The sequence below is a fragment of the Aliiruegeria lutimaris genome (assembly GCF_900099935.1).
GTDB classification, from domain to species: Bacteria; Pseudomonadota; Alphaproteobacteria; order Rhodobacterales; family Rhodobacteraceae; genus Tropicimonas; species Tropicimonas lutimaris.
In genome coordinates, this window is sequence record NZ_FNEK01000010.1 from 79,997 (window position 1) to 105,088 (window position 25,092).

Consider the following 25,092-nt stretch of genomic DNA (forward strand, 5'->3'; position numbering starts at 1 on the left):
GGGCGCTATTTCAGCTGGATGGATGCCCGCGCCGTCCGCCCCTCGGCGTCGATGACCGAGAGATCGAGGAAGCCCTTGCCCGGATCGGGCAGGAGACTCTCGCGCTGGCGCGTCTGCAGGATGACCGGCGCACCATTTGCCAACCATGAGAAGGGCGGAGTGCCGTCGCGCACCTTGAGCAACAGCCCGTCATACGCCTCGACCTCGGCGCCATCGGGCGGGAAGGCGAGCTTGGGCGCATCGGCGGCTTCCCGGAAAACGGCATTGCGCGGGCGGAAATTGCGCAGCGGGGCGGGCAGATCCGCATTCGCCGCCAGAAGGGCCGCGGCGGGCGGCGGGGAAAGCGGCTCGACCCTTGGTCCGATCCGCCCGAAGGTCTGAAAAAGCACGGGAGCCGCCAGATCGCCGCCGAAGGCACCTGGCACCGCCGTCCCGTCCGGGCGGCCAATCCAGACACCGGCCACGTGCCGCCCGTCGAACCCGATCGCCCAGGCGTCGCGGTGGCCATAGCTGGTGCCAGTCTTGTAGGCGAGCTTCAGCCGCGCGGCATGGGGCGGAGGCGGCATGCCCGACAGGATATGGCCGAGCTGCCAGGCCGAGACATCCGTGAGAATGCGCTTTTCCTTGAACTCGAAACCCAGCGTGTCGTGCAGCGGCATCGACACCCCGCCCCGCGCGATGGCACCGTAAAGGCGGATCAGGTCTTCGAGCGTGACGCCCACACCACCGAGGGCCACGGCAAGGCCGGGCGTATCGTTCGGGATAACCGGCGTGACGCCCGCCCGCTCCAGCCGCGAGACGAGCCGCGCCGGGCCGATGGCCTCGGTCAGCGCGACAACGGGGATGTTGAGTGACATCTGCAACGCTCGCCGCACCCGGACGGTGCCACGATACAGCCCGTCGAAATTGACCGGGGCGTAGCGACCGAAGGAGACCGGGCGGTCCTCGATCAGCGTTTCCGGATGCGCGAGGCCGGCGTCGAATGCCAGCCCGTAGACCAGTGGTTTCAGGGTCGATCCCGGCGAGCGCAGGGCGCGGGTCATGTCCAGCCAGCCGCCGCGCTCCTCGGCGAGATAGCCCGCCGAGCCAACCGAGGCCAGAACCTCTCCGGTTCGATGATCGGCCACCATGATCGCCGCCGAAAGCCGCTCGCCCGAGGCGCTTGCAGCCTCCGCAGCGAGGGTTTGCAGCGAAGCTTGAAGGTCGCGGTCGAGCGTCGTCAGATGCACGTCCCGCAGCGGATGTTCCGCCTGAAGCCGCTCGGCCAGATGCGGCGCATAGGCAGGGAAGCTACGACGGGCGGACGGAACCGGCGTTGTTCTTGCGGCCTCGGCCGTGTCGGCATCGATCACGCCAGCGCTGACCATGCGGCCAAGCACCCTGTCCCGCGCCAGCGTCGCGTTCTGGTTGTGCCGGTCGGGGCGGCGCGATGTCGGCGCCTGCGGGATCGCCACCAGGAGCGCGGCCTGGGCCGGGGTGAGCCGCTTCGGCTCCTTGCCGAAATAGGCCAGGCTCGCCGCCCGCACCCCTTCGAGATTGCCGCCGAAGGGCGCACGCTCGAAATAGATGGCGAGGATCTCTTCCTTGTCCAGTTGCCGCTCCAGCGCGAGGGCCAGCCGGAATTGCCGGATCTTGCCCGCCATCTGCCCGGTCGTCCCGTCCTCCAAAAGGCGGGCGACCTGCATCGTCAGGGTCGAGCCGCCCGACACGACGCGGCCATTCAGAACCGCCTGCCCCGTGGCGCGCAGCATGGCCAACCAGTCCACGCCATGATGGCGATAGAAGCGCTTGTCCTCGAAGGCGACCAGCATCGCGGGATAGACCGGGTCCACATCGGCCAGCCGCGCGGCCATCCGCCAGCGGCCATCGGCGACGGTAAAGGCACGCAACAGACGCCCCTCCCGGTCCAGAACCTCGACCGAGGTCTCGACCACGAGTACCGGGATATCGGTCGCGTCCACCCAGGCATCGAACGCATCCCGCCCGGCGGCGCCGAGATACAGCACCAGCGCCAGCAGGAAGAGGCCGTACCGTCTCATTCGGTGACCGTCACCCGGCCTTCCTCACCGCGGGCGCGGAATTGCGGCCGGTACATGTCCTCGACGCTGGCGGCGGGGTGGTGGTAGTTGCCGGGCGACACAGCGCGCAGGATATAGGCCAGCCGAAGCGGCTTGTCCGAGCGCCAGTCCACCGCCGCGAGGAAGCGCTCCTGACGGAATTCGGTGCTGCGCGCCTCGGCCGTTTGCAGCCAGTCCAGCCCGCGAATGTCGCCGGAGCGTACAAGGCTGGGATTGTCGATCTCGAAGCCCGCGGGCAGCGGGTCATTCACCATCAGCCGCGCCTCGCTCTGCTGGAAAGGCTTGACGGTCAGAACCGCCACCAGCCGCGTGCCGTGCTGCACGATGCCGGGATCGGCGGGCTCGCCCTCCATGGTGAAATAGGCGCGGTCGATCGAATAGCCGTTGCCGTTGCGGCTCTCGGGCTGCGCGGGCACACCAAATGTGGTCAGGGTGAGTTGCGCCTCCTGCGACCCGGTATTGGTGACGACGATTGGCTCGGCAGAGGTCTCGTCCTCCATCACCCGCACCAGCGGGCCGTCCACCGGGTCTCCGTCGATCAGGAAGTCGCCCGCGCTGGTTTCAACCAGCGCATGCGCGGCCAAAAGCGACCAGACGCTTTCCTGCGTGGAGCGACGCCGGTCGGTATCGGCCAAACGATCCACGAGCACGTCGTGATCGAAGGCTTCGCTGCCCGCCTCGACGGCAAGGGTCAGAACGGCGGCGGAATCGCGCAGGTTGGTGCCATAGTCGGCCCGCCATATCGCTTCCTGCTCATCGGCGAGCCTTGGCAGAAGCTGCGCCGCCGCCCGACGGAACATGGCATCCGCGCGCGGCTGATCGCCATACATCGCGAGCGCCGAACCGATCTGGGCCGTTGCCAGTGGCGAGCCGAAATCATCGCCCTTCACGTCGGCATAGTACCGCAAATCGCCGATCGGCGCGGCACCCTCGCGGGCCAGCACCAACAGCGCATAGGCGACATCCTCGCCACCTGTCTGGAAATCACTCGCGTAATTCAGCTCGTTGCGCAGGTTGTCCATCGCCTGCCGGAAGGCGAGGTCCGGCACGGTGTAACCCTGCGCGCGGGCGCGGCTGAGGAAGTCGGAGACATAGGCATCGAGCCACATGTCGCTGTCATAGGCATTCCACAGCCCAAAGCCGCCCGAGGAGGTCTGGCGGGAGAGTACGATGTCGATCGCCCGTCCGATCCTTTCGGGGATCGTGGCGTTCTTCTCCATCCCCATGGCACTGGCCATCTGGTCGAAATAGAGCAGCGGCAGCGCCTGGCTCGTCACTTGCTCGGTGCAGCCATAGGGGTAGCGGTCGAGCGCGGAGAGCAGGCCGGGTGCGTCCAGCCGGCCCAACGGGCCCAGCGCGAGCGTGGCCGAGCCGGTGCCCGGACGCATCCCGGCAAACACATCCCGCGAGAGGGTAAAACTCGCGCCCGCCGCCAGCGGGAAGCGCGTAGTGGTCGCGGCTTCCGGATCGTTGACCTGCACCGGCAGTTTCAGCGTCTTCTCAAGCCGTTTGCCGCCGGGCGTGGTGATGGCGACCTCGATCTCCGCAAGACCGGTCTCCGTGGCCAGAACAGGTACGGAGAGAACCGTCTTCTCCCCTTCGCCAAGCTCCACCGCAGTCGGGATGGCGCTCGCGTCGAGCGTCACGCCCTCTGCCATTGCCTCGATACCAAAGGCTCCGACAGGCCCCTCGGCATGAACCAGTTCCAGCCGCATCTCGGTGCTGTCGCCGGGCGCCATGAAACGCGGCAGCGAAGCGGTCAGCACGGCGGGATCGCGCACCAGAACATCCGCATCGGCCTTACCGACGCCGGAATTGCTCCAGACAACGGCCATGAGTTTTACCTGCCCGTTGAAGGACGGCATGTCGAAAGACGTGCGCGCATACCCATCCGGCCCCACGGTCAGCAGGCCGCTGAAATAGGCAACCAGCTCCTCCGTCGGCGGCGGTGCCTGCATGCGCATCTGGGCCTCGGCATCGCCACCCGAGCGCAGGCTGCCGCGATTGCCGGATTGCCCGTCGATCAGGCGGCCATAGATGTCGCGCAGCCCGACCCCGAGCTTGCGCTGGCCGAAATAATAGCCGGGCGCATCGGGCGGCAGGTGGCCGGTCAGGTTCAGGATGCCCTGATCAACCGCGGCGATGGTGGCAAAAGCGGTTTCGCCTTCGGTCATGCCCTCGACCTTGAGGGCAACCTCCATTGGCGCGCGCGGCTCGGCCTTCTCGGGCACTTCGAAGCTCGCCGAAAGGCGCGCGGCGCCGGGATCGACGCTGGCATGGGCAAGCCCGAGCGCGCGGGCGGGCGCGTGGCCCTCAGTGGGAGCGTTCATCGGCCGGATCAAGGTGGCGGTGACATAGGCGCCCGCACCCCAATCGTCGGTGACGGGCAGCTCGATCAGGCTTTCGCCCTCCGGAAGCTCGGCCGTCTTCATGTCGATCAACCGATTGGAGGCGACCGTGATCAGTGCCTTACCCGCATGGCGAGGCACGACCCGCAGGCGCGCGGTATCACCTGCGCGATAGGCCTCGCGGTCGAGCGACACTTCTAGCAGGTCGGGCGTGCTCAGCGCTTCGGCGGGCGCGTACCAGCCCGCGTCGAAGGCGTATGCGGCGGCGGCATAAGACCCGTCCACCCGCTCCACGACCAGTTCATACTGGCCCCAATCCACCGGGGCCGAGATCTGCAGCGGGGCGCCCTCCAGCGAGGCCTCGCCGCTGGCAACCCGGCTGCGCCGTGTCATCGGTTCCCAGTTCCAGCTCCCATAGGCGGAGTACCACTGGTAGCGGGTCTCGATACGGTTGAGTTTCCAGGAGACGCGCATCGGCATCGCGGACAGGTCCGCGCCAATCCCGATCACTTCGAAACCGGCTTCGCTGCCCTCGCCGACAACACCGTCGAAGAGTGGGCGCAGGCCGATCAGCGGCCCTCTGGGCGCGACCGGGCGGGTCATCTGCCGCTCGACCGGGCGGTCGGAGCCTTCGGAGACCCGCACACTTACCTGTGCTTCGAGCGGGCGGGTCGTCTCGGGGATATCCGGGAAGGCAACCCGCAGGATCGCGACACCGTTCGCGCCGGTACGCGTGGCCTCGAGCGCGGCCATATGCGGCTCGAACGGGTCGTCATAGCGACCGAAGACGTACCCGGGAAATCCCTCGATCATGTCGGTCACGCTCAGGCGTACCTCGCCCTCGACCGGCAGGTCGCTGCCCGGAGCGCCGAACAGGTATTGCGCGTTGACCCCAAGGGCCGGCTCAGTCGTGCTGTCCAGCGCGCCTTCGGGCAGCACCATCTTGAAATCGATCCGTTCGGGCAGAAAATCCTCGACCAGCAGCTCGCGCGTGCTGAGCGCGGGGGCGTCCGGATCCGTGTGCAGGGCGATCTTCCAGGTGCCGCGCGGGACGGTTCCGCCCAGCGGCATGGAGACCACATGGCCCCCGGCCGTTCCGCTATCCGTCACATGACGGCTGTATTCGACGCCATCGGGCCGCGACAGGATCGCGGTAACCGGCAGGCCGGCAATCGCCTGCGCCTTGCCGTCGCGGGCCAGCACGGTGGCGTGGATGGTCTCGCCCGCGCGATATGCACCACGATCCGTGGCCAGGAACAGGTCCACCGGGCCGGCGGCCTTCCGCCCCTCAACACCGCGATCGGAGAGGTCGAATTCCGGATCGGACAACGACAGGAAGCCGAGATCCTCCTCGCCCTTGCGCGCCAGAACCAGCGCCGGAGCGGATCCGCCGTGACCATTGACAAGGCCGGGCTCGAAGGCGGCATGACCGTCGGCATCGGTCGCGACACTGGCCAGCACCCGGTTCGAGCGGGAAATAAGCGAGACGTCGATACTTTCCAGCGGATCGGCCGTGCCGAGGGAGCGCACGAAGAGGTGCAACCCGTCCGCGCCGCTCATGCTGGCAAGGCCAAGATCGGAGATCACGAACCACTGCGTCGCCGTCGGCGCGTCGTAGCTGTCCATGCCCGCAACCGAGGCCTGCAGCGCATAAAGACCGGCGGGCTGATCGCCGATGGCCTCCGCCATGGGCAGAAGCGTGGTCACATCCTGGTTGAGCGCGCGGTCGACCTCCCCGGTGCCTCGCCAGATTTCCTCGGCCAGCCTGGCTTCGAGCCGGTCGGTCTCCCACGGGGAGAGCTGCTCGCCGAACATGTTCTGCTGGATCATCTGCATCAGGTTGCGATCGTCCACCCGGTGCAACGCCAGTTCGACCTCGTCGAGATTGACCGTCACGATGGGCAGCGCCGCATCGGGCGTGCGCGCCAGCACATAGGCGCGGCTGGGGAAACGGACGGAGGGCGAGCGATCGCGCACATAGACGTTCAGATCCACGTCCTTGATCAGCCCTTCGCCGGATTCCGCAGGTGTGCCGGCACGGAACCTAAGCTGGTATCGCGCACCATGCTCCACGCCTTCGACGCAAAGTTCCCTGTCCTCGGCCTCGACGGAGAATCCGGTTTGGGGCAGTTGCAAATAGGGTTCGAAATCCACGCCCTTGGCGAGGGGCTCGTTGAAGATGGCGCAGATGCGCGGACGGGCCGGGTCGCTGTCCACGCGGTGATCGACGATCTGGAAGCCATAAAGCGAGATAGCCTCGTTCAGGGCCGTCATGACCGCGCCAGAAGGCGCGATGCTGTCGGCCAGGCGCAGGGCGGGCAGGATTTCACGCTCGCGCTTGCTGTCCTCCAATGCGCGCGCCAGAACCAGCAGCGCTTCGGCCTGCATTTGCGGTGTGGTCGCACGCAGATAGGCATTCACCGCCGCCGGAATGGCACGCTGGCGCAGCTCGTTCTGCCTGTTTCGGTCATTGATTTTGGCCTGCAAGGCAGATTCCGCATAAGCAAGCCAGCCGTCCGGCGCATCCGTCATGGCCGTATAGGAGCCAGACCATTTGAGCGCGGCGTTGTGGTCACCGGCGACGCGCGCCTCCTCCATGCCGCTTATCAAGGCTTGAGGGCTCCAGCCGCTGGTGAAGTGGCGCATCGCGATAGCTTCGGCTTCCTTCCGGGCAGCCACCAGATCCTCGGGTCTCATGAAGCCCAGTTGGGCGGAGCGCAGCTTAGCCGACTCAAGGGTGGCCCTGGGGGTTTTCACGACAATTGCCGAGATCGCGCCGGTATAGGGCTCACGCTTCGTCACCGCGCGCTTTGCAAAACAGCTGTTGGAGCGTGAATTGAAGGTGAAGGCCTGGCAGTTTGGGTCCGTCAGGCAGGCCTGTTGGCAGGCCTCGAAGGTGGTGTCGAACAGCGAGCGCAGGTCGTCGCCGTAGAAATCCGTGTCTCGCTCGACGAGAAGGCGCCGCTCCGGGATCGGGCTGTCAAATGTCTGTGCCCGTGCCTGCATCGGAAGCGCCGTGAGAAGACAGCAGGCGAAAATGAAAACCTTCAAATAATCGAAACGCATGGCAAGAACTCCGCGGGCAAGCCTACCCCTTAGCGTGACACAACGCGGCGCAGCTTTGCAACGATTCCCCACCGGCTATCCCGGCCGGGATTAAACCCCTGTTCACCAAAGTGCGGGAAGGATTGCGCAACGAGATCGCCTGAACCGGCTGAGCGGGAGATGCCACGAGATGAGCCTGACGGACAAACTGGTTATGGAACGCCGGGCCCGGTTGGCGGCGGAGCGCAAGCTGGAGCTCAAGAGCCGTGAATTGTTCGAGGCCAACCGCAAGCTGTCGCAACATGCGCTGGAACTGTCGGGAAAAATTATCGAGCAACGGGAGGAGGTTGCGCAGGTTCGAAACGAGGCCGAAGCGCTAAAGGACCGCAACCAGCAGACGCAGGCGCAGCTTGAGCGGGCCGAGAAGCTGGCCGAAATCCATGAGCGTCGCCTGTGGGATTCGGTCGAGGCGATCAGCGACGGTTTTGCCGTCTTCGACCAGCAGGACCGGCTGATCGCGGCAAACTCTGCCTGGCTGGCGCTGTTCGACTATTCGGAGGTCATCCAGCCGGGGATTCCCTATCTCGAAATGATCCGCTTCGCCGCCAAGAAAGGCATCTTCGATATCGGGGACATGACGCCGTCGAACTGGCTGGCCGATATGCTCGATCGCTGGGACAGGCCCGACATCCCCGAGGTCACGATCCGGCTGTGGAACGGACAGTATTTCCGCCTGCTGGACCAGCGATCCCGCGACGGGGACATGGTGTGCCTTGCCGTCGACACTACCGTGATGAAGCGGCGGGAGGAGGAGTTGCGCGAGGCCCGCAGCCGGGCGGAGGCCGCCAACCGCGCCAAGTCTGCTTTTCTGGCCAATATGAGCCACGAGTTGCGCACCCCCATGAATGGCGTGGTGGCCATGGTGGACCTGCTGCTGGAAGGCGATCTGGACGAGGAGCAACGGCTCTATCTGCGTACGATCCGAAGCTCCGGCGAATCCCTGCTGTCGATCATCAATGACGTTCTGGATTTCTCCAAGCTGGAAGCAGAGAAGATGCAGCTGCGCCCCGAACCCTTCGACATGGAGAGGATGCTGCACGAGGTCCTGACGCTGGTCGCGCCCATGGCGCGCGACAGGGGGCTCGAGCTGCATGTGGATTACGACCTGTTCCTTCCGACCAAGCTCCTAGGCGATCCAGGGCGCATCCGGCAGGTGCTGACCAACCTGATCGGGAACGCGGTGAAGTTCACCGAGGAGGGCCATGTTTTCATCCGAGTGGTCGGGATCGAGTCGGATGGCGACAACTGGCAGATCCACGTCACTGTGGAGGATACCGGCATCGGTATCGCGTCCGACATGCAGGAGCATATCTTCGATTCCTTCGCGCAGGAGGAACAGGAGCGCAATCGCGCCTTCGAAGGGACGGGGCTCGGCCTCGCGATCAGCCGCGAGATCATCGCCAGGATGGGCGGGCAGATCTGGGTCGAGTCCGAAAAGGGCAAGGGGTCCTGCTTCGGGTTCCGGATCTCGCTGCCCTGTGGCGAAGAGAACCGGCACGTTCCGCAAAGGCTGGCGGACGGGCTGGCCAAAGCGATGATGGTCGGCGGCGGCGATCTCGACCAGGAGATCCTGTCGCGGCAGCTCCGCCAGCTCGGCATGGATGTGCATTGCGTGCCCAGTGGCAGCGCCGCGCTTGCCGAAATCGGCGACGGGTTCCGGCCACAGATCTTGCTCATCGACGAGCGGCTGTCGGATGCAACCGGGTTGGAGCTCGCAGGGGCGGTGCGGCTGGCCGGTCTCCATTCCGCGACGGTTCTGCTGTGCGCGGACAAGCATGTGAACCATCCTTCAGAAGCATTTGGAACGGTGGACGCCGTGCTGGGGCGGCCGATCCTGAGGAGCGAACTCTTCCGAACGCTTGCCGCTTTGACCGCGCATCGGGACTCCGTCCCCCAAGCCGAAGCGCCAGCTCCGAACGAGCCTTCGGAGACGCCCGCTTTCGCCTCATGCCGCCATGGCGCGCTGCACAAACAGGACGTGGGGCGGGCGATGCGCGTGCTTGCAGCAGAGGACAACAGGACCAACCAGTTCGTTTTCCAGAAGCTGGTGAAGACACTCGATATCGACCTGAAAATCGCTTCCAACGGGCAGGAAGCCATCGAACTCTACAAGGATTTCCAGCCCGACCTCATCTTCATGGATATCTCCATGCCGGGCACGGATGGAAAGCAAGCCACCCGTGAGATCCGGCGGCTGGAAGCCGGGAAACGTCATGTTCCGATCGTGGCGATGACGGCGCATGCGCTGTTGGGGGACAAGGAAGACATCCTGGCTGCCGGCCTGGATCACTACCTGACCAAACCGATGCAGAAGTCCCTGATTTCCGCGATCATCCGGGAAGCCCGTCCGTCCGGTTGTCGGGCGCCGGGCACGCGCGAGGCTACCGTGGCCGAGTGAGGATCCCACCAGAAACCCCACCCGGACGGCAACAAACACCCAAGTTTTATTGACATATTCCCGATTTCGGCATATAGTAAGAAATCAAACAAGTTTGGAATCGAGTGATGGTTTCGCCCGATGAAAGGCTAGGTCGGAGCGTCACGGATTTTCTGCGCCACGTGCCCGTGTACATCGCCCCGATCCTGTACCGCGCCGAGTGCAACGGCCGGATGCTGACCGAGAGCGAAGTGATGGTCGTGATGCTGCTGGAACGGCTCGGGCCGCTTTCCCCGACGCGGATCAGCCGCGGGCTGAACATGCAGAAGGGAAGCCTGACATCGGTTCTGCGTCGTCTCGAAGGGTTGGGGGTGATTGCCCGGACCGACAACCCCGAAGACGACCGAAGCTACATCGCCGAATTGACGCCGCGGGGAGCGGCTTTTGCGCGCCAGTTCGAAACCGACCGTCAGGAGAAGCTGCGGGACCTGTTCGTCCCGATGGCGCCGAACGAAAGGCGCCTCGCGGCGGACGGCCTGGACGTGCTGACCGCGCATTTTCGCGAAGTGGAGGAAAAGGAAATGGCTGCGACACTGGATGATCACGCCCCGATCCTGAACTGGTACCAGGCGGCAAGCCCCGAGGATCGCAAGGAATATGACGCCTTCGGCCCATGGCTGACCGCGGTGAAGGCCGAAGAGGAAATGCCTCCGCGCTTCCGCGCCTTCTATGCCGAGAACAAGGACGCCACGTTCCTGCTCAAAGTGCCGAAGAACGCAGACCGCCGGCAGTTGCGCCCGGGAATGGACCTCTATGAGGCCGTGTTCGTGGTGGACAAGGACGGTGTCGCCGTCATCCGCCTGGAGGATGGTGGCATCACGCGGACCTATGCGGCATGGGATGACGTGGCCGCCGTGGGCAGCTACGGCGACAAGCTGCAGGGCGTCTGGACGCTCTATCTCAAGGACGGAACGCGCAGCACGCTGACCTTCAACAGGGTGTCGACCGACCTGATGGACAAGGTGACGGATTTCGTGCGCGCCTGCCTGCGTGGCGACTCCCTCAGCACGGAGTTTCCGGATGTCTCGCTGCCACCGATCGAGATCACGGATGCGGACCTGTTCTTTGGATCCGCAATGCTCGAGATCCGGCGTCGCAGCGAGGAGGATTTCACGCCCATCCATTTCGAGCCGGAGGGCCAGCGGTGCTTCGATGCCAATGGCGACCGGCATGTCTCCACAGGCGTTCTGCTGCTGGACACACCGTCGGAACTTGTCATCGTCAACCGGGACAAACCCTCGCACCGCCGCGGCGAGGCCTGGTATGCGTCGAATGACATCTTCGTTCCCTATGCACGGGTGACGCATTTCTCGCTCATTGCGGCTCCGAACAACCAGAAGGGGTATTTCCACACCCTCGTTTTGCGCCTTGACGGGCAGGCAATCGAACAGCCGTGCCTGCAGCTGCCGACTGCCGTCATGGAGGTGCTGCGGGCGCGCTGCACGGCGGCGTTGTGAGATCATGGATCCCCTGGCAAGGATGACATCGAGGCCAATTCGAAAGAGGGGTCCGCTCGGGCCCCTCGGGCTGCGCGGTATCGGCCAGGCAAATGCCACTGGAAACCGGCGCGATTTGCGCGGAAACTGTCCATGCCGGGAACAGCCCCGATTGCCATGGAAGAGCCGTCGACATGTTCAATTTCGATCTCCCCTTTTTCCGACCGCTCTGGGTCCGGATCGCGACTGTTGGCTTCAGCGTCGGTTGGGGGCTGGTCGAGCTGTCCATGGGCTCGGCTGGTTTCGCGGTGCTGTTCCTCGCGGCAGGCATTTACTCCGCGTATCGGCTTTTCATTACTTTTGACCCACCCGAGGATGGGGCCTGACCGGCAGTTCCCCGTCGGCGAGCGCGTCCAGTTCCTCGGCGAGTTCGGCAATTTCGGCTGCGGTTCGGGTCTCGGGCCGGTCGGGAAGCTCCCGAAAAGCACGAATCCGGCCGGGCGCGGCGGACAGCAACACCACCCGGTCCGCAATGCGCACCGCCTCTCGCGCATCGTGGGTGACGATCAACGCAGTCGCGTGGCGCTCCTCGATGACGCGGCGCACCCGCGCATGCATGCGCCGCGCAAGGGGCGGGTCGAGCGCGCGAAAGGGCTCGTCGAGCAAGAGCAGATCCGGCGCAACGGCGAGCGCGCGGGCCAGTGCAACCCGCTGCCGCATCCCGCCGGAAAGCTGATGCGGGAACTTCGCGAGTTCCGCCCCCGACAGGCCGGTCTCTTCCAGCACCGTCCGCGCGCGTTCCACTCTTTCGGCCGCCGGGATCGGCTCGGCCTTGAGCCCGAAGGCGACATTTGACAGCGCATCCCGCCAGGGGAGCAGCAACGGGTCCTGAAACATCGGCGCGGTCCGGCAGCCGTCGGCCCGACGAAGAACGCCGCTCTCCGGCGTCAGCAAGCCCGCGGCCATCGCGATAAGGGTACTCTTGCCACAGCCTGATGGGCCCATCAGGCAGGTGATGGCGCCTCTGGGGATGTCGATGGAAATGCCGTCCAGAACAGGCATGTCTCCGTACCGAAAGGCGACATTGTCGAAGGACAGGATAGGAGCGGTCATTTCTGCGCCCCGCCGTCATCGTCGCGCCAACGCTCCAGTTTCCGCCGCAAATGACGCAGGAGCATGTGGTCGAGCAGGATCAGCGCGGTAACAATGACAACGACCCAGGCCATGGTTTCGGCGGTATCCACCCGCGCCCGCGCCCCGGCGATGCCATCGCCGATTCCGCCCGCGCCGGAGAGAAGCTCGGCCATGACCGCCACTTTCCACGACATGGCGAAGCCCGTGGCGAGCGCGGGAAAGAGATGGCCGAGCATATGCGGGCCATAGACATCAAAGACCATCGCGGAGGGGGGGGCCTGAAAGGCGCGCGCCATGCGAGCCAGCCCGCCATCGAGGCTGCGTGCGCCCTGAACGGCGGCGGCGAAGACGATGGGGCCGGTGGCGATGGCGACAGTGAAGATAACGGCGCGGTCGCCACCGAACCAGAGCAGGGCCAGAACCACCCAGGCAATCGCCGGAACGCCGAGCAGGATGATCGCGACCGGGTGGAGCATGCGGCGCAGGCCATCCCGCAGCCCGGAAGCGGTACCGGCGAGCGTCCCGATCACGGCGCCGGCCAGCCAGCCTGCACCGGCGTGCAAGGCCGTGGCGGCGAGGGCCGGCCCGATCTCGCCTTCGCGCGCCAGTCGCAGCAGCGCGCGGGCAGTGTCGTCCAGCCCCGGCAGGACCAACGCACCATAGGCGCGGTGCCCCAGCTCCCAGAGACCGAGCAGCAACAGAATTCCCAAAGCGCCGTAGAGGCGTTTCACATCGCTCAGCCCCAATAGAAATCGTCGGGGGGAAGTTTGCCGCCTACGATGCCGGGATCAAGGCTCATGAGGTGGTTGAAATAGATCTCGATATCCTCCTGTGCCTCTTTCGCCGATTGGACATCGAGATGCACGAAGGGCAGCGAGCGCGCGATCACGGGCGCGGGGAGCGGCAGATACGCGGCAGACATTTCGCCAGCCTGCTGCGGATTGTCGAGCACCCAGCGCCCGGCTTCGACGCAGGCCGCGTGGGTCGCGGCAACCAGCTCGGCCTCGGCGGCAAGGAACTCCGGGTTTGCCGCGAGCCCGACCTGCGGGATGCGCGGCCCGCGTCCGGTGTGCTGGCCATAGACTTCGGTGATGTCGATGGCGCGGAAAAGCGGTTGCTCGGCCTTCGCGGCGCGCATCAGGGCGGCGGTTGCCGCCGGTTCGTGCAGAACGGCAACGTCACCGCGACCGGAAAGATAGAGCGGCACCGCCTCACCAGGCGAGCCCACATAATCAAGCTCCACATCCTTGTCCGGGTCGAGCCCGGACCATTTCAGCACCAGCCGGAACAGCAGGTCCGGCGCTTCGTTCTTGTTCGAGAGCAACACGCGCTTGCCGGCGAGATCCTCGATCCGGGTCACGCTTTCGTCACGCGCCATCACGTAGAGCACGCCCCAGGTGACGACATTGACCATGCGGATGCCCGCACCGCGATTGTAGAAATTGGCCGCCGCATAGGTGGAGGTGGCGAAGAGCTTGAAGCGGCCCGAGGCGATTCCCGCGCGCATCTGGTCGGTGCTTTTCCAGATATCGAACGCGACATTGGGCAGATCGCCCGACGCAACCGCGCGGGCGAAGACCGCCGAGGGCGAGGCCGGAATCCCCCAGAGTGTCAGCGGTGGTTCGGAGGCCGTGGCGATCCGGGGCAACAGCGCGGAGGCCGCCAGCGCGCCGAGCAGGGCGCGCCGGTCAATCTGTCCGTACAGAGGTTTCATCATTCGGCGTCCTTTGCAAATGGTAGGGAAGCAGGTTGGGGGTCAGTAGACGACCGAACTCATGGTGATGTCGTCCCAGACATCCTTCACGGTCTGCTGCATTTCGCGGCGGCGGTCCGTGTAATGGGTGTGCAGAAGCGTGTGTGCCGTCTCCGAGTTGGGTGCTTCGAGGAAGTCCCGGTAGAGCGTTTTCACCTGCTGGTTATTGTGGGACTGACGCACATTCGCCTTGCGGTCGACATTGTAGATCGTGTCGCGCCGCGCTATGGCCAGCGGCAGGTAGGCCTTCTTGGAGCGCAGCGAACCACCCCCATCGACGCAACCGCCGGGACAGGCCATGACCTCGATGAAATCGAAATCCGTCTCGCCCGCCAGCACCTTTTCGACCAGCGCCCGGGTGTCTCCGAGCCCGTGCACCATGGCGACCTTCACCTCGCCGAAGGGTCCGCCGAGATCGACCGTCGCCGCGCGCACGCCTTCGAAACCGCGCAATTGCTCCAGCTCGATCTGGTCGAGTTCCTTGCTGTTGACGACCGAATAGATCGTGCGTACGGCGGCCTCCATGACGCCACCGGTGGTGCCGAAGATCGCGCCCGCGCCGGAGAACTCGCTCATATAGGGATCGTCGAACGCGGAGGGTTCCAGATCCTTCAAGTCGATCCCCTCTCGCCGCAGCAGGCGGGCGAATTCGCGGGTGGTCAGCACCACGTCCGTTTCCGGCGCGCCATCCATGGTGAGTTGCGGGCGAACGGCCTCGTCCTTTTTGGCCGTGCAGGGCATGATCGAGATCACGCGGATATTCTCCGGCTTCACCCCGTGTATTTCCGGCAGGTAGGTCTTGGCGATGGTCGAGAGCACCTGTTGCGGCGATTTCGTCGAACTCAGCAGCGGCAGGATCTCGGGATAATGGATCTCCGCGAAATTGATCCAGGCCGGGCAGCAGGAGGTGAAGGTCGGCCGCGAGCGGTCCTTGAGCCGGGTAAGCAGCTCCGTGCCTTCCTCCATGATCACCACGTCGGCGGCGAAATTGGTGTCGAGTACGATATCGACGCCGATCTTCTTGCAAGCGGTGATGATATGCCCCTGGACATTGGTGCCGGCGGGCATGCCGAACTCCTCTCCGAAGGCCACGCGCACCGCGGGAGCGAATTGCACCACCGTGGTGATCTCGGGATCGCAGATAAAGTCGAGCGCACGCTCGCATTCATCCCGCTCGCCGAGCGCGCCGGTCGGGCAGACGAGAACGCACTGCCCGCAGGTAACGCAGGTGGAGTTGAGTTGATCGGTGCCGTGGCGCAGCGTGACCAGCCGGTCCAGCCCGGTGCCCTCCATGGCAAGCGCGTCGACCTGTTGGTGATGGCGGCAGACGGCCACGCAACGCTGGCAGCGCACGCAGCGCTGCATGTCGCGGATGAGCGCGGGCGAGGAGGTATCCACCTCGCGCGCCAACGTACGTTCGCGGTCGAAGAATCGGTTCTCTGTCAACCCGACGAACTGCGCCAGATCCTGCAATTCGCAGTCGCCATGGCGCACGCAGGTCGCGCAGTCCTGCAGGTGGTCCGCCATGAGCAATTCCACTTGCAGCTTCTGGATATCGCGAACCTCGCGGGTGCGGGTGGCGACATTCATTCCCTCGCGCACCGGCGTGTCGCAGGCGCTGGCGATCTGATGCTTGTCGCGGCCGGCCTGAACGATATCGACCATGCAGATACGGCAAGCGCCGGGCGTGTGGTCGATGTCATCCATCTCGCAGAGCGTCGGGATGTAGATGTCGTGCCGCCGCGCGCAGGAGAGGATCGTTTCGTTGGGGAAGGCCCGGCAGGCGGTTTTGTTGATGGTCAGCGAGATCGTGGCGGCTTCCGGGTCACGCGCGGCGAGTTGGGCGAGGTCGGTCGTGCACATGGCTCAGGACGCTCCTTCGGGAATGGCATGCTGGGTGACAACGGAATAGATCCGGTAGCAGCGCATGCAGCGTTGCGCCTCGGCATAGGCTTCCTTTTCGCAGATGGTCTGCTCGACCTCGCCGAACATGTGCTTGCGCAGCTCCGGGTCGAGTTCGGGGTTATGCACGCGATAGGCGTTGCGCACCGGGGCCTCCACCACGTCGCTGGCCAGGAAGCGGTTGTCCGAGATCAGGTCCCGCATCCGGGAACGCTTGAAGAAGCGTTGTGTGCCGAGCTGCACCCAGTCGTCAATATTGCGCGCGGCCTTGAGGCCGGCGGCCATCGCATAGATCAGCGTCGAGGGGCCGGTCACGCAGTCGCCACCGGCAAAGACGCCGGGGCGCGAGGTCGCAAGCCCCTTGTCGGCCGACACGCAGCGCCACTTGTCGAAGGCGATCCCATCCCCTTCGACAAGCGTGCCATCCTCGACCTGTTGGCCGATGGCGGCAATGAAAGTGTCGCATGGAAGGGTGAACTCGGAACCGGGGATGGGGCGCACGCTGCGCCGTCCACTTTCATCGGGCTCGGTCTGCTCCATGCGGACCAGCTCGACGCCCGTGACCTTCCCATTCTCGGTGATCAGCCGGGTCGGGTTGGTGAGCGTGTGGAAATGGATGTCCTCCGCACCCGCCGCCACGATTTCCTCCTCGTCGGCCGGCATGTCCTCCCGCGTCCGGCGATAGATCACATGGACATTGTCGGCGCCTAGCCGGACCGCCGAGCGCAGGCAGTCCATCGCCACGTTGCCACCGCCCACGACGACGACCTCGCCTTTCATGTCGAGCCGTTCGATTCCATCCACGTGGTCATGCACCTTCAGCAGGAACTCGATGCCGCTGAAATAGCCATCGCGCGCGACGCTCTCGCCCTCGATGCCGAGCGCGGTGCCCTCCTGGCAACCAAGGCCGAGGAAGACGGCCTTGTAGCCGCGCGTGAAAAGCTCATCGATGGAGAAGTCCCGCCCGAGTTGCTGGCCGAACAGGAACCGCCCGCCCAGTTCGACGATGATGTCGGTCTCCATCGCCAGCGTGTCCTTGGGCAGCCGGTAGGAGGGAATGCCGATCTGGGCCATGCCGCCGGCCTGGTCGGATTTCTCGAACACATCCACCTGGTAGCCGTGCAGAAGCAGGTGATAGGCGCAGGAAACACCCGCCGGCCCGGCACCGATCACGGCGATCTTCATGCTGTCATCCAGCGGTTTGCGGATCATGTCGCGGGTGAACTTGAGCGCCTGCGGGCCCTTCTGCTTGTCGGCCACGAAACGCTTGAGCGTCTTGATGCCCACGGCTTCGTCCACGAATTTCCGCCGGCACGCCATCTCGCAATAGCGCACGCAAACCCGGCCACAGGTCGCCGCCATCGGGTATTTCTGCAGCAGCACGCCAAGCGACCGCTCGGGTCGTCCATCGCGGATATAGTCAATGTAACGCGGCACGTTGATCTTGGAGGGGCAGGCTTCGATACAGGGCGCGGTCATGTAGGCCATACCGTGCTGGGCGCGGATCGGTCGGTGATGGGCGATCTCGGTTTCCACCTTATCGCGGTAGTTCCGGATCACATCCAGCAGCGCCACCGCACAGGTCTGACCGAGGCCGCACAGCGAGGTTTGACGCATCTGCTCGCCCAGCATCTCGATATCGTCGAAATCGAGTGGAGAATCGAGCCCACGGCGCATCTTGTCGAGCGCGTCACGCACCAGCACGGTGCCCATCCGGCAGGGCGTGCAGGCGCCGCAGGACTGCTCGGCGGCCTTGTTCATGTAGTGGTAGAGCGCATCGACCAGGCTCACATTCTCATCGAACACGAAAAACCCGCGATCCCCGAAAAACGCGCGGATGCCGTTGCCTTCGTCGAACTCGTCGAAATTGGTCAGGGCGGAGAGGCGGGTCTCGGCGCCTTCTGCCTCGGCCTGAGGGTCGTGCACCACTCCATCCCATACCCCAAAGGCAATTTTCGACATACGCCATCCTCCTTGGCCAACCGTGGCGGCAGGCCGCCAATCGGGGCCGACGTTACCGCAAGGTAAAACACGCCAATAAGCCAAGTTTGATGGAAAACCATCAAACGGGGATGACAGGGCGCCGCAGCCTGACTAATCTTCGGACACGGAAGGCTTGAGGCGGCATGGCACGAAAAGCGACCCTGACGGATGTTGCGCGCGAGGCGGGCGTGTCGATTGCCACGGTCGACCGCGTGATCAACAGTCGCGGTGGCGTAGAGCGATCCAAGGAAGAGAAGGTGATGCGCGCGGCACGCCTGCTCGAACTGGACCGGCGGCTGGACTTTGCCAGTTCCCAGATCCGCCGGGTGGCCGTCATGGTGCAACCGCCGACCAATCCGTTCCACGCCGAGTTGCAGGCCGGCATCGAGACCGCGCGCAAGATGCTCGCACCACTCTCCGTGCAGATGCAGGTCGTACACATTCCTCTGGGCGGCCATGCCGACATTGCCAAGCGGATACGTGGTTTGCGGAGCTGGGCCGACGGACTGATCATCTCGACATCCGATGTTCCCGAAATTGCCGAGGCGATCCGCAGCATCAGCGATGCGATCCCGGTGATCACGCTCGCCACGGACATCGCCGACTGCGGCCGTGTTGCCTATGTCGGCCCGAATGACGAGCGCTCCGGGCGGATCGCCGGCGATCTGCTGGGGATGTTCATGGGCGAGAGTGGCGGGCATGTGATGATGCTGGTCGGCCGGCTGGACATGGCCGGGCACAGGGCGCGTGCGAAAGGGTTCTCCGAGATCCTGCAACGCCGGCATCCGCAATGCGTGTTGTCGCGGATGATCGAAACGGGCGAGCAGCGCGACCTTGCCCATCAGCTGGTCCATCGGAGCCTGAAAGCCGATCCGTTCATCCGTGGCATCTACCTTTTGTCGGTCGGAGCAACGGAAGTGGTGGAAGCGGTGGAAGGGCTTGGCCGGCAGGGAACCGTTCATATCGTGTCGCATGAGTTGACGTCGAATCGTCGGGAGCTTCTGCGTCAGCGCCGCATCCACGCCGTTCTGGACCAGAACCCGCGGCGGGAAACGCGCCTTGCCGCCGAAGCGATTGCCTGCCAACTCGGTCGCCTCGCCAAGGTCGAGGAACCCCTGGAAACCAATGCGCAGATCTTCATGGCCGAGAATGTCTGACATGGTGGAAATCGGGACGGGTTTCGACAGCTCCACTCCTGCTGCAGCGCGGCAAGATTCTATAATTCTAAACGAAATTTGACAGGACGACCCATGCGCCCGCAGCAAGGCGGGCATTCAGCCCCGCCAATTGTTAGCGCAATCATAAGGGCTATATTGGGGACAAGACGCCGTTAGCGATAACGGAAACACGGAACAAAAAGTACCAAGGATTAGATTCATGAGCATGAACGACGCTGTTTTCGCCCCCGCCCCGCTGTTTGAAGCCCCCCGCCGTATTCTCGCTGATTTTGCCGCATGGCGCCGCCGCTATGCCCATTACCGCGAGACGATGTCCGAGTTGAACAGGCTTGATGATCGCGATCTGGCGGATCTCAACATGAGCCGCGCGGATTTCCACTTCCTCGCCAAGAAAGCGGCCGAGGAAGCTTGCGCCTGAAACGCCGGATCTGACCGGCACGCCTGCCGGTCGCCAGACGAACGAAAACGCCCGCTGCCCGTCAGCGGGCGTTCTGTTTTTTGAAAAGGCCGTCTGATGTCAGATCAGGACTGAACAACTACCGGCTGTGCAGCAAGCCCTGCGCTACGGTGGCCCTGTGTTGTTTCCCGGCCTGAAGGGCAAGCCAATTTCCGACATGACCATGAGCAAGCACATGCGGGATCGGGGCATGAGCGCCCGCCCGCACGGGTTCAGATCGTCCTTGCGTACATGGGCCGAGGAAACAGGCCAGCCCTTCGAGGTGGCCGAAACCGCGCTTGGGCATGTGATCGGCAATGCCGTGGAAAGAGCCTATCAGCGATCCGACCTGATCGAGAAGCGCCGTCCCTTCATGGCTTCCTGGGCTGACCATGTGACAGGCAAGGCCACCTCGAGTGTTGTGAAACTGAACGAGGCACGGTCATGAAGAAGTACAAAATTGCTGGCATCGACCGTGGACCGGCTACTTCTCGCGTTGTGGAAAACTCTCTCTACCGAGCAATCAAATGCGCCGGGAGTGGCGACATGGACGGGATGTTTGCGGCTGTTGAGACGATGGCCGACAATTACGAGGCAATTCCGGCCGAAAACGTGACCGTCCTGCTTAGGGCGGCATTGATGGCGGAGCCACCCACGCAGATGGGCCGCCGGCCCATGGGTGTGAATGACAGAATAGTCCGCCTTTGCGATGGTATCGCGGCAATCCAGGGAAAAAAGATATCACGAAGAAGAAGTTCGCGAGATTTGGAGCGCTGTATGGCAGAAGCGCGACAAGCGTTTGGAGCAAATCTCGAACGCTGGGAAAACTTTGAAAACGACGAATAGGCCTATTTTCTTGGTCCGCCAGAAAGTACCGGACTTGTTGTCGGTGCATTGAGGTTCTGGATCATTGAGAATCACCCCATGACTTCAATCTTCATGGGAAATCACATGACCGACCAATTTCTAACCGACCGCGAAGTTGCCGAACGCCTTGGCGTCTCGAAGGCGACCGTGTGGCGTCACGCCGCCGCTGGGATACTTCCCAGGCCTGTAAAGCTGGGCCACTCTTCCCGCTGGCCGGAAAGCGACATTGCCGAGGCCGTTGACCGCCTCAAAGCCCAGCGCGATGGCGAGGCTGCGTGACCGATGACCGACAAAAGGAATTCCCCGGCCGCTTGGGGCGGCGGCACGGGGTGGAATAATTCGCTTGGACGGGCGAACGACCCGAAATTAGCGCGATTTTCGCTGAAAGGAACCGTGCGCGGCTGGCGGGTAGGAAATTTGCGGCTCGAAGCCGGAACGGACTGGAACGATTTTTTGACGGAGGTGCAGCCATGAACGCGCCCGAACCCGAACCGTTCGAAATGGACGGCAAGACGATAGATGCAGCAAAGGTGGCCGAACTCGCTCGACTGACGCCGATGGAATACGACCGCCAGCGGCAGGCCAAGGCTGAAGAAATGCGCGTGAGAATGGCTACGCTTGATGCCGAGGTGGAACGGGCGCGGGGCCGCACAAGGACAGTCGAGGAAAGCGGCGACTCGATTGTCGAGCAATTGCAGCCGTGGGAATCGGGAGTGAATGGCGCGGAACTGGCGGACGAAATCCACGACACCTTGTGCCGCCACATAACATTTCAAGAAGAAGGCGATCCTATTGCGGCAACCTTGTGGATCCTTGGAACATACCTGATGGACATTTGGCGGCTCTGGCCGAAAGTGTTTATCTCGTCGCCCGCAAAGCGCTGCGGGAAAAGCAGTCTCACCGAACTGATAGAGGCCCAAGTTCATCGGCCCATGCTGGTGTCTAACATCTCTGCTGCTGCCTTGTTCCGTACTATTGAGGCTTACGCGCCTACTATCCTTCTCGATGAAAGCGATACGTTCCTTACCCAGAATTACGAAGCCAACGGAATCTTGAACGCCGGTCACACGCGAAGAACCGCATTCGTGGTTCGTCTCGTTGGCGATGCTCATGAGCCATGCAAGTTCTCGGTTTGGGCGGCTCAGGTAGTAACCGGCATCGGCAAGCAGCGCGATACGCTTGAAGACCGCTCCATCCGCATCGATCTGAAGCGACAGCTACCGGGCGAGCGTAAGGCAAAGATCCCCGTTGATCTGTTCAGTTCGCGCACCGAAACCCGCCGCAAGGCACTGCGCTGGGCTGAAGACAGCAAGCAAGCCATTGGCGCAGCAACGAACGAACCGGGCGACTGCGGAAACGACCGAGCGCAGGACAACTGGACGCCGCTTTTTCGCATCGCCGCTGTTCTCGGCGGCCACTGGCCCGAGCGCATACGGACGGCCTATCTCGTGAAGGAATCCGCACGGGAAGCGGATGACGAGGATGACGAGGATGACGAGGATGACGAGGATGACGCCGCGCTAATGCTTTTGCACGACATGCACGAGGTGTTCAAAAGAAAGAATGCCGACCGCGTTTCGTCGGAAGACATGCAATTGTGCCTTGAAAATATGGAAGACCGTCCCTGGGCCGAGTGGTCGCGAGGGTCCCCGATCAACAAGACTGGTATTGCCCGCAAGGTGAGGGCGTTTGACGTGCGGGCGCGCAAGCTGCGGATTGGTGGCGAAGCGAAGAATGGGTACGAACGAAGCGACGTTGAGGACGCCTGTACGCGGTATGCTTCCCAGAACACCCACTCTCTAAGTGGAACACTGGAACAAGCGAATATAAACAATTAGTTAGACGAAAACCTAAGTGGAACGTCAGGCGCAAATGTTCCACTTACGGAACAGCCTAATACATTGAAAAAAAATGAAAGTTCCAGTGTTCCAGATAGAAACCCGGGTATCGGGGAAGAACACCCTATCGCCGCGCCTTTCGTTCCCGATGACTGGCGGGAGTTCTGATGGATACCGCGGTCGAAATCGTGTAGGAACTGATGGCCGCAGGCGTCACGTTCGAGGCTCGCGGCGAGCGGGTGCGCTGACCAGAAACCGACGGCGCACCGGCCTGTCCAGCCCGCGATTGCGTGGATGTCTTCAGCATAGCCACCTGTCGGGGATTCAAATGTACGGCCTCACACCCTGTTCAGCGCGACCTCAGCCCCGCGATCAGGCAGTTGTGGCGGCGCTGATCGAGGCCGACACGCTTCACGGGTTCCCGGCCGAGGAAATGTGGGCCACCCTGCTAGCGCAAGAGAAAGGGCTCCATCCAAAAGCAGGGAAATGGACAAGGAACTCTCAAAGAGGGAAAAACCGTCCAACCTTTATGTTTTCCCTACAAACACCCCCCACCCTTGGCCGATCGGGGAGGCCGGTGGAACAGTGACGCCCCTACACTGTTCTCATGCCCTCGAAAATTTCTTTTACAATGTCGGGTTTGCCGACCTTGCGGTCATTCTCCGCATCGCAGCATCCCCTCCCGTGCGCATTCATCAACTGCCTTCGGCAAAGTGGACCGGATCTTCGTCACACGCCCAACCGAGGTCAAGTCAGCGGACAAACCTGCCTGATGTTGATGCAGAGAAATTCTACGCCAAGTGTTGGTCAAGTTGCCGAACATGTCGCGGCAGTGCGGCATACTTCCCCGAACCAGAAATTAAGAATGATCAAATGCGTCGCACTTAAAATCGACCTCTCAGTGCACAGGCACACTGAGTCTCACTTGCAGACTTAGCTGCTGCGGGTTTTCAACCAGTTCGCTTCCTGCGGCTCAATTTAATCATCCAGCAAGAACTCGGACACCCAATCGCCTGCTTTTCTAATTGCAACTCTTGACTCGGGCGATTTTGGCAAAGCCGCCATGAAGACGTGCGGCATTCCCTCATAAAGGTCGAGTTTCACTGTCTGCCCGGCCTGATCCAATGCCTGATAGAGCCTAACAAAATTGCTGAGGAAAATCTCTTTGGTGCCGCCCTGGATGAGCGTTGGGGAGAAGCCCTTTGCAAAGTCGCCGTAAACCGGAGAGACGTAGGGGTGCCGGTGGTCCGTTTCATCGGCATAAGCCAGCGCCGAGGGACCGAGGACGTCCTGGTATGTGAAGAACGGCTCGGCATCCCGGAGCGTCACATAGCTATCCCCAGTCTCAGAGATATCGGTCCAAGGCGACCAGAGAATCAATGCTGCAGGCATTTCCATGCCATTATCACGCATCTTCAACACACTGCCGGCCGAGAGACCGCCGCCCGCCGAGTCGCCGTAGAGCACGATATCGGAAGCCGCGAAGTCTTGCTCATCAAGAGCGGCGAAGACTGATAGGACCTGATCGGTTGTTTCTTGCCACTTGGCATGTGGCGCCAGAGTGTAGTCGACGGCCAAGACCGTCAGACCCGTTTCATCAGCAAGTAGTATCGCCGAGGTAACGGCTCCTCTGGCGGAGTTGAAGACATAGGCACCACCGTGCAAGTAAACTGCGATCTTGTCGTTGCGCAACAGTTTGTTAGGCGTGACTTCGACCGTCGGGACGCCACCAAGTGTGATATCCCGAAGCGTGCCGTTGAACGCCTCAACGAACGGTGCCGCAGCTTTGATCTTAGCAGTGCTGTCGGCTTCCTGTAGTGCCTGCCACGCTTGCACATCATCCGGGGAAGGCACCGCCGCGTCCCGACCTTGGCCGAGTGCGGAAAGCACCGCGCTCCATTCAGACGAGATCGTATCCGGCGCGTGCGCCCACAGGGGCTCAGCATCTTGAGCAAGGGATACTGTGGCGACTTGTACGACGGCAGCGACACTTACAGTGAGCAGTAGGAGACGTTTGAGTTGCTTCACGGCGAATACACTCCCAATCTGTTCCGCGGTCACGTCCGAACCACTGTGGTTTGGACGTGACTTTTATCAGCATCGGGCAAATAAGTCTGCAACGCGGTCATAGGTCTCCCCAACATCGCTGTACTTACTTCAAACATCCGCTTTCTTGGCTGTGGTGCGGCAAAAATATCGGGCTGGTCAGGACAACTGGTTTGCTGCGTGAGCGAAGGACGCGAATTCAATCCGGCTGCTTTGGTGCAGGTTTCTCGGACGCCACGCGGTACGTTTGAGTAAGAGCGGGGCGTTGCCTGGCGTCGGAGAAGCGCGCAAGCGGGAAATCGCGGGGTTGGTCTTTGCGGATCAGCTGTGTCTATGGGGATTTGAGCCGTTCGGTTGCTCTGGATCTGACTGGGCAGGTTGGGTTGGTAGGGCTGGTGTTGGCAAACTCATCGGGTTTTGTGCGGGCTTTTTGCCGATATGCGTTGTGTCCCGTTGATTTCAGCAACCTTCGCCCCTCCGATATTTGGAATTGCGCATGCCGGTTGAACCACAGGCGGTGTGGCGTGTGGCTGAGGTCGTGGTTTTCAATT

18 protein-coding genes are annotated in these 25,092 nt (G+C 63.1%); 10 read left to right on the forward strand and 8 right to left on the reverse strand.

All coding sequences use genetic code 11. From position 1 onward, the window contains the following. Positions 1-5: 5 nt before the first annotated feature. Both pbpC and BLR85_RS06940 read right to left on the reverse strand, forming a co-directional pair. Entirely contained in the window at positions 6-2,039 is a 2,034-nt protein-coding gene (gene pbpC, locus BLR85_RS06935; protein WP_093152303.1) for a penicillin-binding protein 1C, read from the reverse strand. After that, positions 2,036-7,492, reverse strand: a complete 5,457-nt coding sequence (locus tag BLR85_RS06940; protein ID WP_093152307.1) for an alpha-2-macroglobulin family protein — start codon at positions 7,490-7,492, stop codon at positions 2,036-2,038. Before BLR85_RS06940 ends, pbpC begins: the two co-directional genes overlap by 4 nt. Positions 7,493-7,661: 169 nt before the next feature. On the opposite strand from BLR85_RS06940, the gene BLR85_RS06945 reads away from it, so the two are divergent. The 3 genes from BLR85_RS06945 (at position 7,662) to BLR85_RS06955 (ending at position 11,790) form a co-directional block, all read left to right on the forward strand. Further along, complete coding sequence (locus BLR85_RS06945; protein WP_093152312.1) at positions 7,662-9,929, forward strand: ATP-binding protein; 2,268 nt, start codon at positions 7,662-7,664, stop codon at positions 9,927-9,929. A 107-nt stretch (positions 9,930-10,036) separates the two neighbouring features. Continuing rightward, positions 10,037-11,425, forward strand: a complete 1,389-nt coding sequence (locus tag BLR85_RS06950) for a MarR family transcriptional regulator (RefSeq protein ID WP_093152316.1) — start codon at positions 10,037-10,039, stop codon at positions 11,423-11,425. A gap of 173 nt (positions 11,426-11,598) precedes the next feature. Beyond that, the gene (locus BLR85_RS06955) at positions 11,599-11,790 is read left to right on the forward strand and encodes a hypothetical protein (protein ID WP_093152320.1); all 192 of its coding nucleotides are present in this window, start codon (positions 11,599-11,601) and stop codon (positions 11,788-11,790) included. Here the strand turns inward: BLR85_RS06955 and BLR85_RS06960 are convergent. The 5 genes from BLR85_RS06960 to BLR85_RS06980 are packed head-to-tail and all read right to left on the reverse strand — an operon-like array spanning position 11,759 to position 18,155. Then, the gene (locus tag BLR85_RS06960; protein WP_093152323.1) at positions 11,759-12,517 is read right to left on the reverse strand and encodes an ABC transporter ATP-binding protein; all 759 of its coding nucleotides are present in this window, start codon (positions 12,515-12,517) and stop codon (positions 11,759-11,761) included. The genes BLR85_RS06955 and BLR85_RS06960 overlap by 32 nt on opposite strands. Next, positions 12,514-13,269, reverse strand: a complete 756-nt coding sequence (locus tag BLR85_RS06965) for an ABC transporter permease (protein ID WP_244520634.1) — start codon at positions 13,267-13,269, stop codon at positions 12,514-12,516. Before BLR85_RS06965 ends, BLR85_RS06960 begins: the two co-directional genes overlap by 4 nt. A 5-nt stretch (positions 13,270-13,274) precedes the next feature. Next, on the reverse strand, positions 13,275-14,255 hold the full coding sequence (locus tag BLR85_RS06970; protein ID WP_093152326.1) for an ABC transporter substrate-binding protein: 981 nt from the start codon (positions 14,253-14,255) through the stop codon (positions 13,275-13,277). Between the two features lie 39 nt (positions 14,256-14,294). Continuing rightward, a complete protein-coding gene (locus BLR85_RS06975) occupies positions 14,295-16,154 on the reverse strand; it encodes a [FeFe] hydrogenase, group A (RefSeq protein ID WP_093152331.1) in 1,860 nt (619 codons plus the stop codon). A 3-nt stretch (positions 16,155-16,157) separates the two neighbouring features. After that, on the reverse strand, positions 16,158-18,155 hold the full coding sequence (locus tag BLR85_RS06980; protein WP_093152335.1) for an FAD-dependent oxidoreductase: 1,998 nt from the start codon (positions 18,153-18,155) through the stop codon (positions 16,158-16,160). A 164-nt stretch (positions 18,156-18,319) separates the two neighbouring features. Between BLR85_RS06980 and BLR85_RS06985 the strand changes: the two genes are divergently transcribed. The 7 genes from BLR85_RS06985 to BLR85_RS07010 all read left to right on the forward strand — a co-directional run bounded on the left by BLR85_RS06985 (position 18,320) and on the right by BLR85_RS07010 (position 22,495). Next, the gene (locus BLR85_RS06985) at positions 18,320-19,333 is read left to right on the forward strand and encodes a LacI family DNA-binding transcriptional regulator (RefSeq protein ID WP_093152340.1); all 1,014 of its coding nucleotides are present in this window, start codon (positions 18,320-18,322) and stop codon (positions 19,331-19,333) included. Between the two features lie 220 nt (positions 19,334-19,553). After that, positions 19,554-19,772 carry a DUF1127 domain-containing protein gene (locus tag BLR85_RS06990; RefSeq protein WP_244520635.1) on the forward strand — a complete coding sequence of 73 codons (219 nt, stop codon included), beginning with the start codon at positions 19,554-19,556 and terminating at the stop codon, positions 19,770-19,772. Between the two features lie 229 nt (positions 19,773-20,001). Further along, positions 20,002-20,238: a hypothetical protein gene (locus BLR85_RS06995; protein ID WP_139188321.1), complete on the forward strand. Its 237-nt coding sequence runs from the start codon at positions 20,002-20,004 to the stop codon at positions 20,236-20,238. After that, a complete protein-coding gene (locus tag BLR85_RS07000) occupies positions 20,235-20,636 on the forward strand; it encodes a hypothetical protein (protein ID WP_093152349.1) in 402 nt (133 codons plus the stop codon). The genes BLR85_RS06995 and BLR85_RS07000 overlap by 4 nt, the downstream gene beginning before the upstream one ends. Positions 20,637-20,741: 105 nt before the next feature. Then, entirely contained in the window at positions 20,742-20,936 is a 195-nt protein-coding gene (locus BLR85_RS07005; protein ID WP_093152398.1) for a helix-turn-helix transcriptional regulator, read from the forward strand. Positions 20,937-20,939: 3 nt separating this feature from the next. Continuing rightward, a complete protein-coding gene (locus tag BLR85_RS28410; RefSeq protein ID WP_139188322.1) occupies positions 20,940-21,131 on the forward strand; it encodes a hypothetical protein in 192 nt (63 codons plus the stop codon). Continuing rightward, positions 21,128-22,495, forward strand: coding sequence for a DUF3631 domain-containing protein (locus tag BLR85_RS07010; RefSeq protein ID WP_093152354.1), 1,368 nt, complete (start codon positions 21,128-21,130; stop codon positions 22,493-22,495). Before BLR85_RS28410 ends, BLR85_RS07010 begins: the two co-directional genes overlap by 4 nt. A 978-nt stretch (positions 22,496-23,473) precedes the next feature. Here the strand turns inward: BLR85_RS07010 and BLR85_RS07015 are convergent. Beyond that, positions 23,474-24,523 (reverse strand): alpha/beta hydrolase, encoded by a 1,050-nt coding sequence (locus BLR85_RS07015; protein ID WP_170844472.1) that lies wholly within the window; start codon positions 24,521-24,523, stop codon positions 23,474-23,476. Positions 24,524-25,092: the final 569 nt, after the last annotated feature.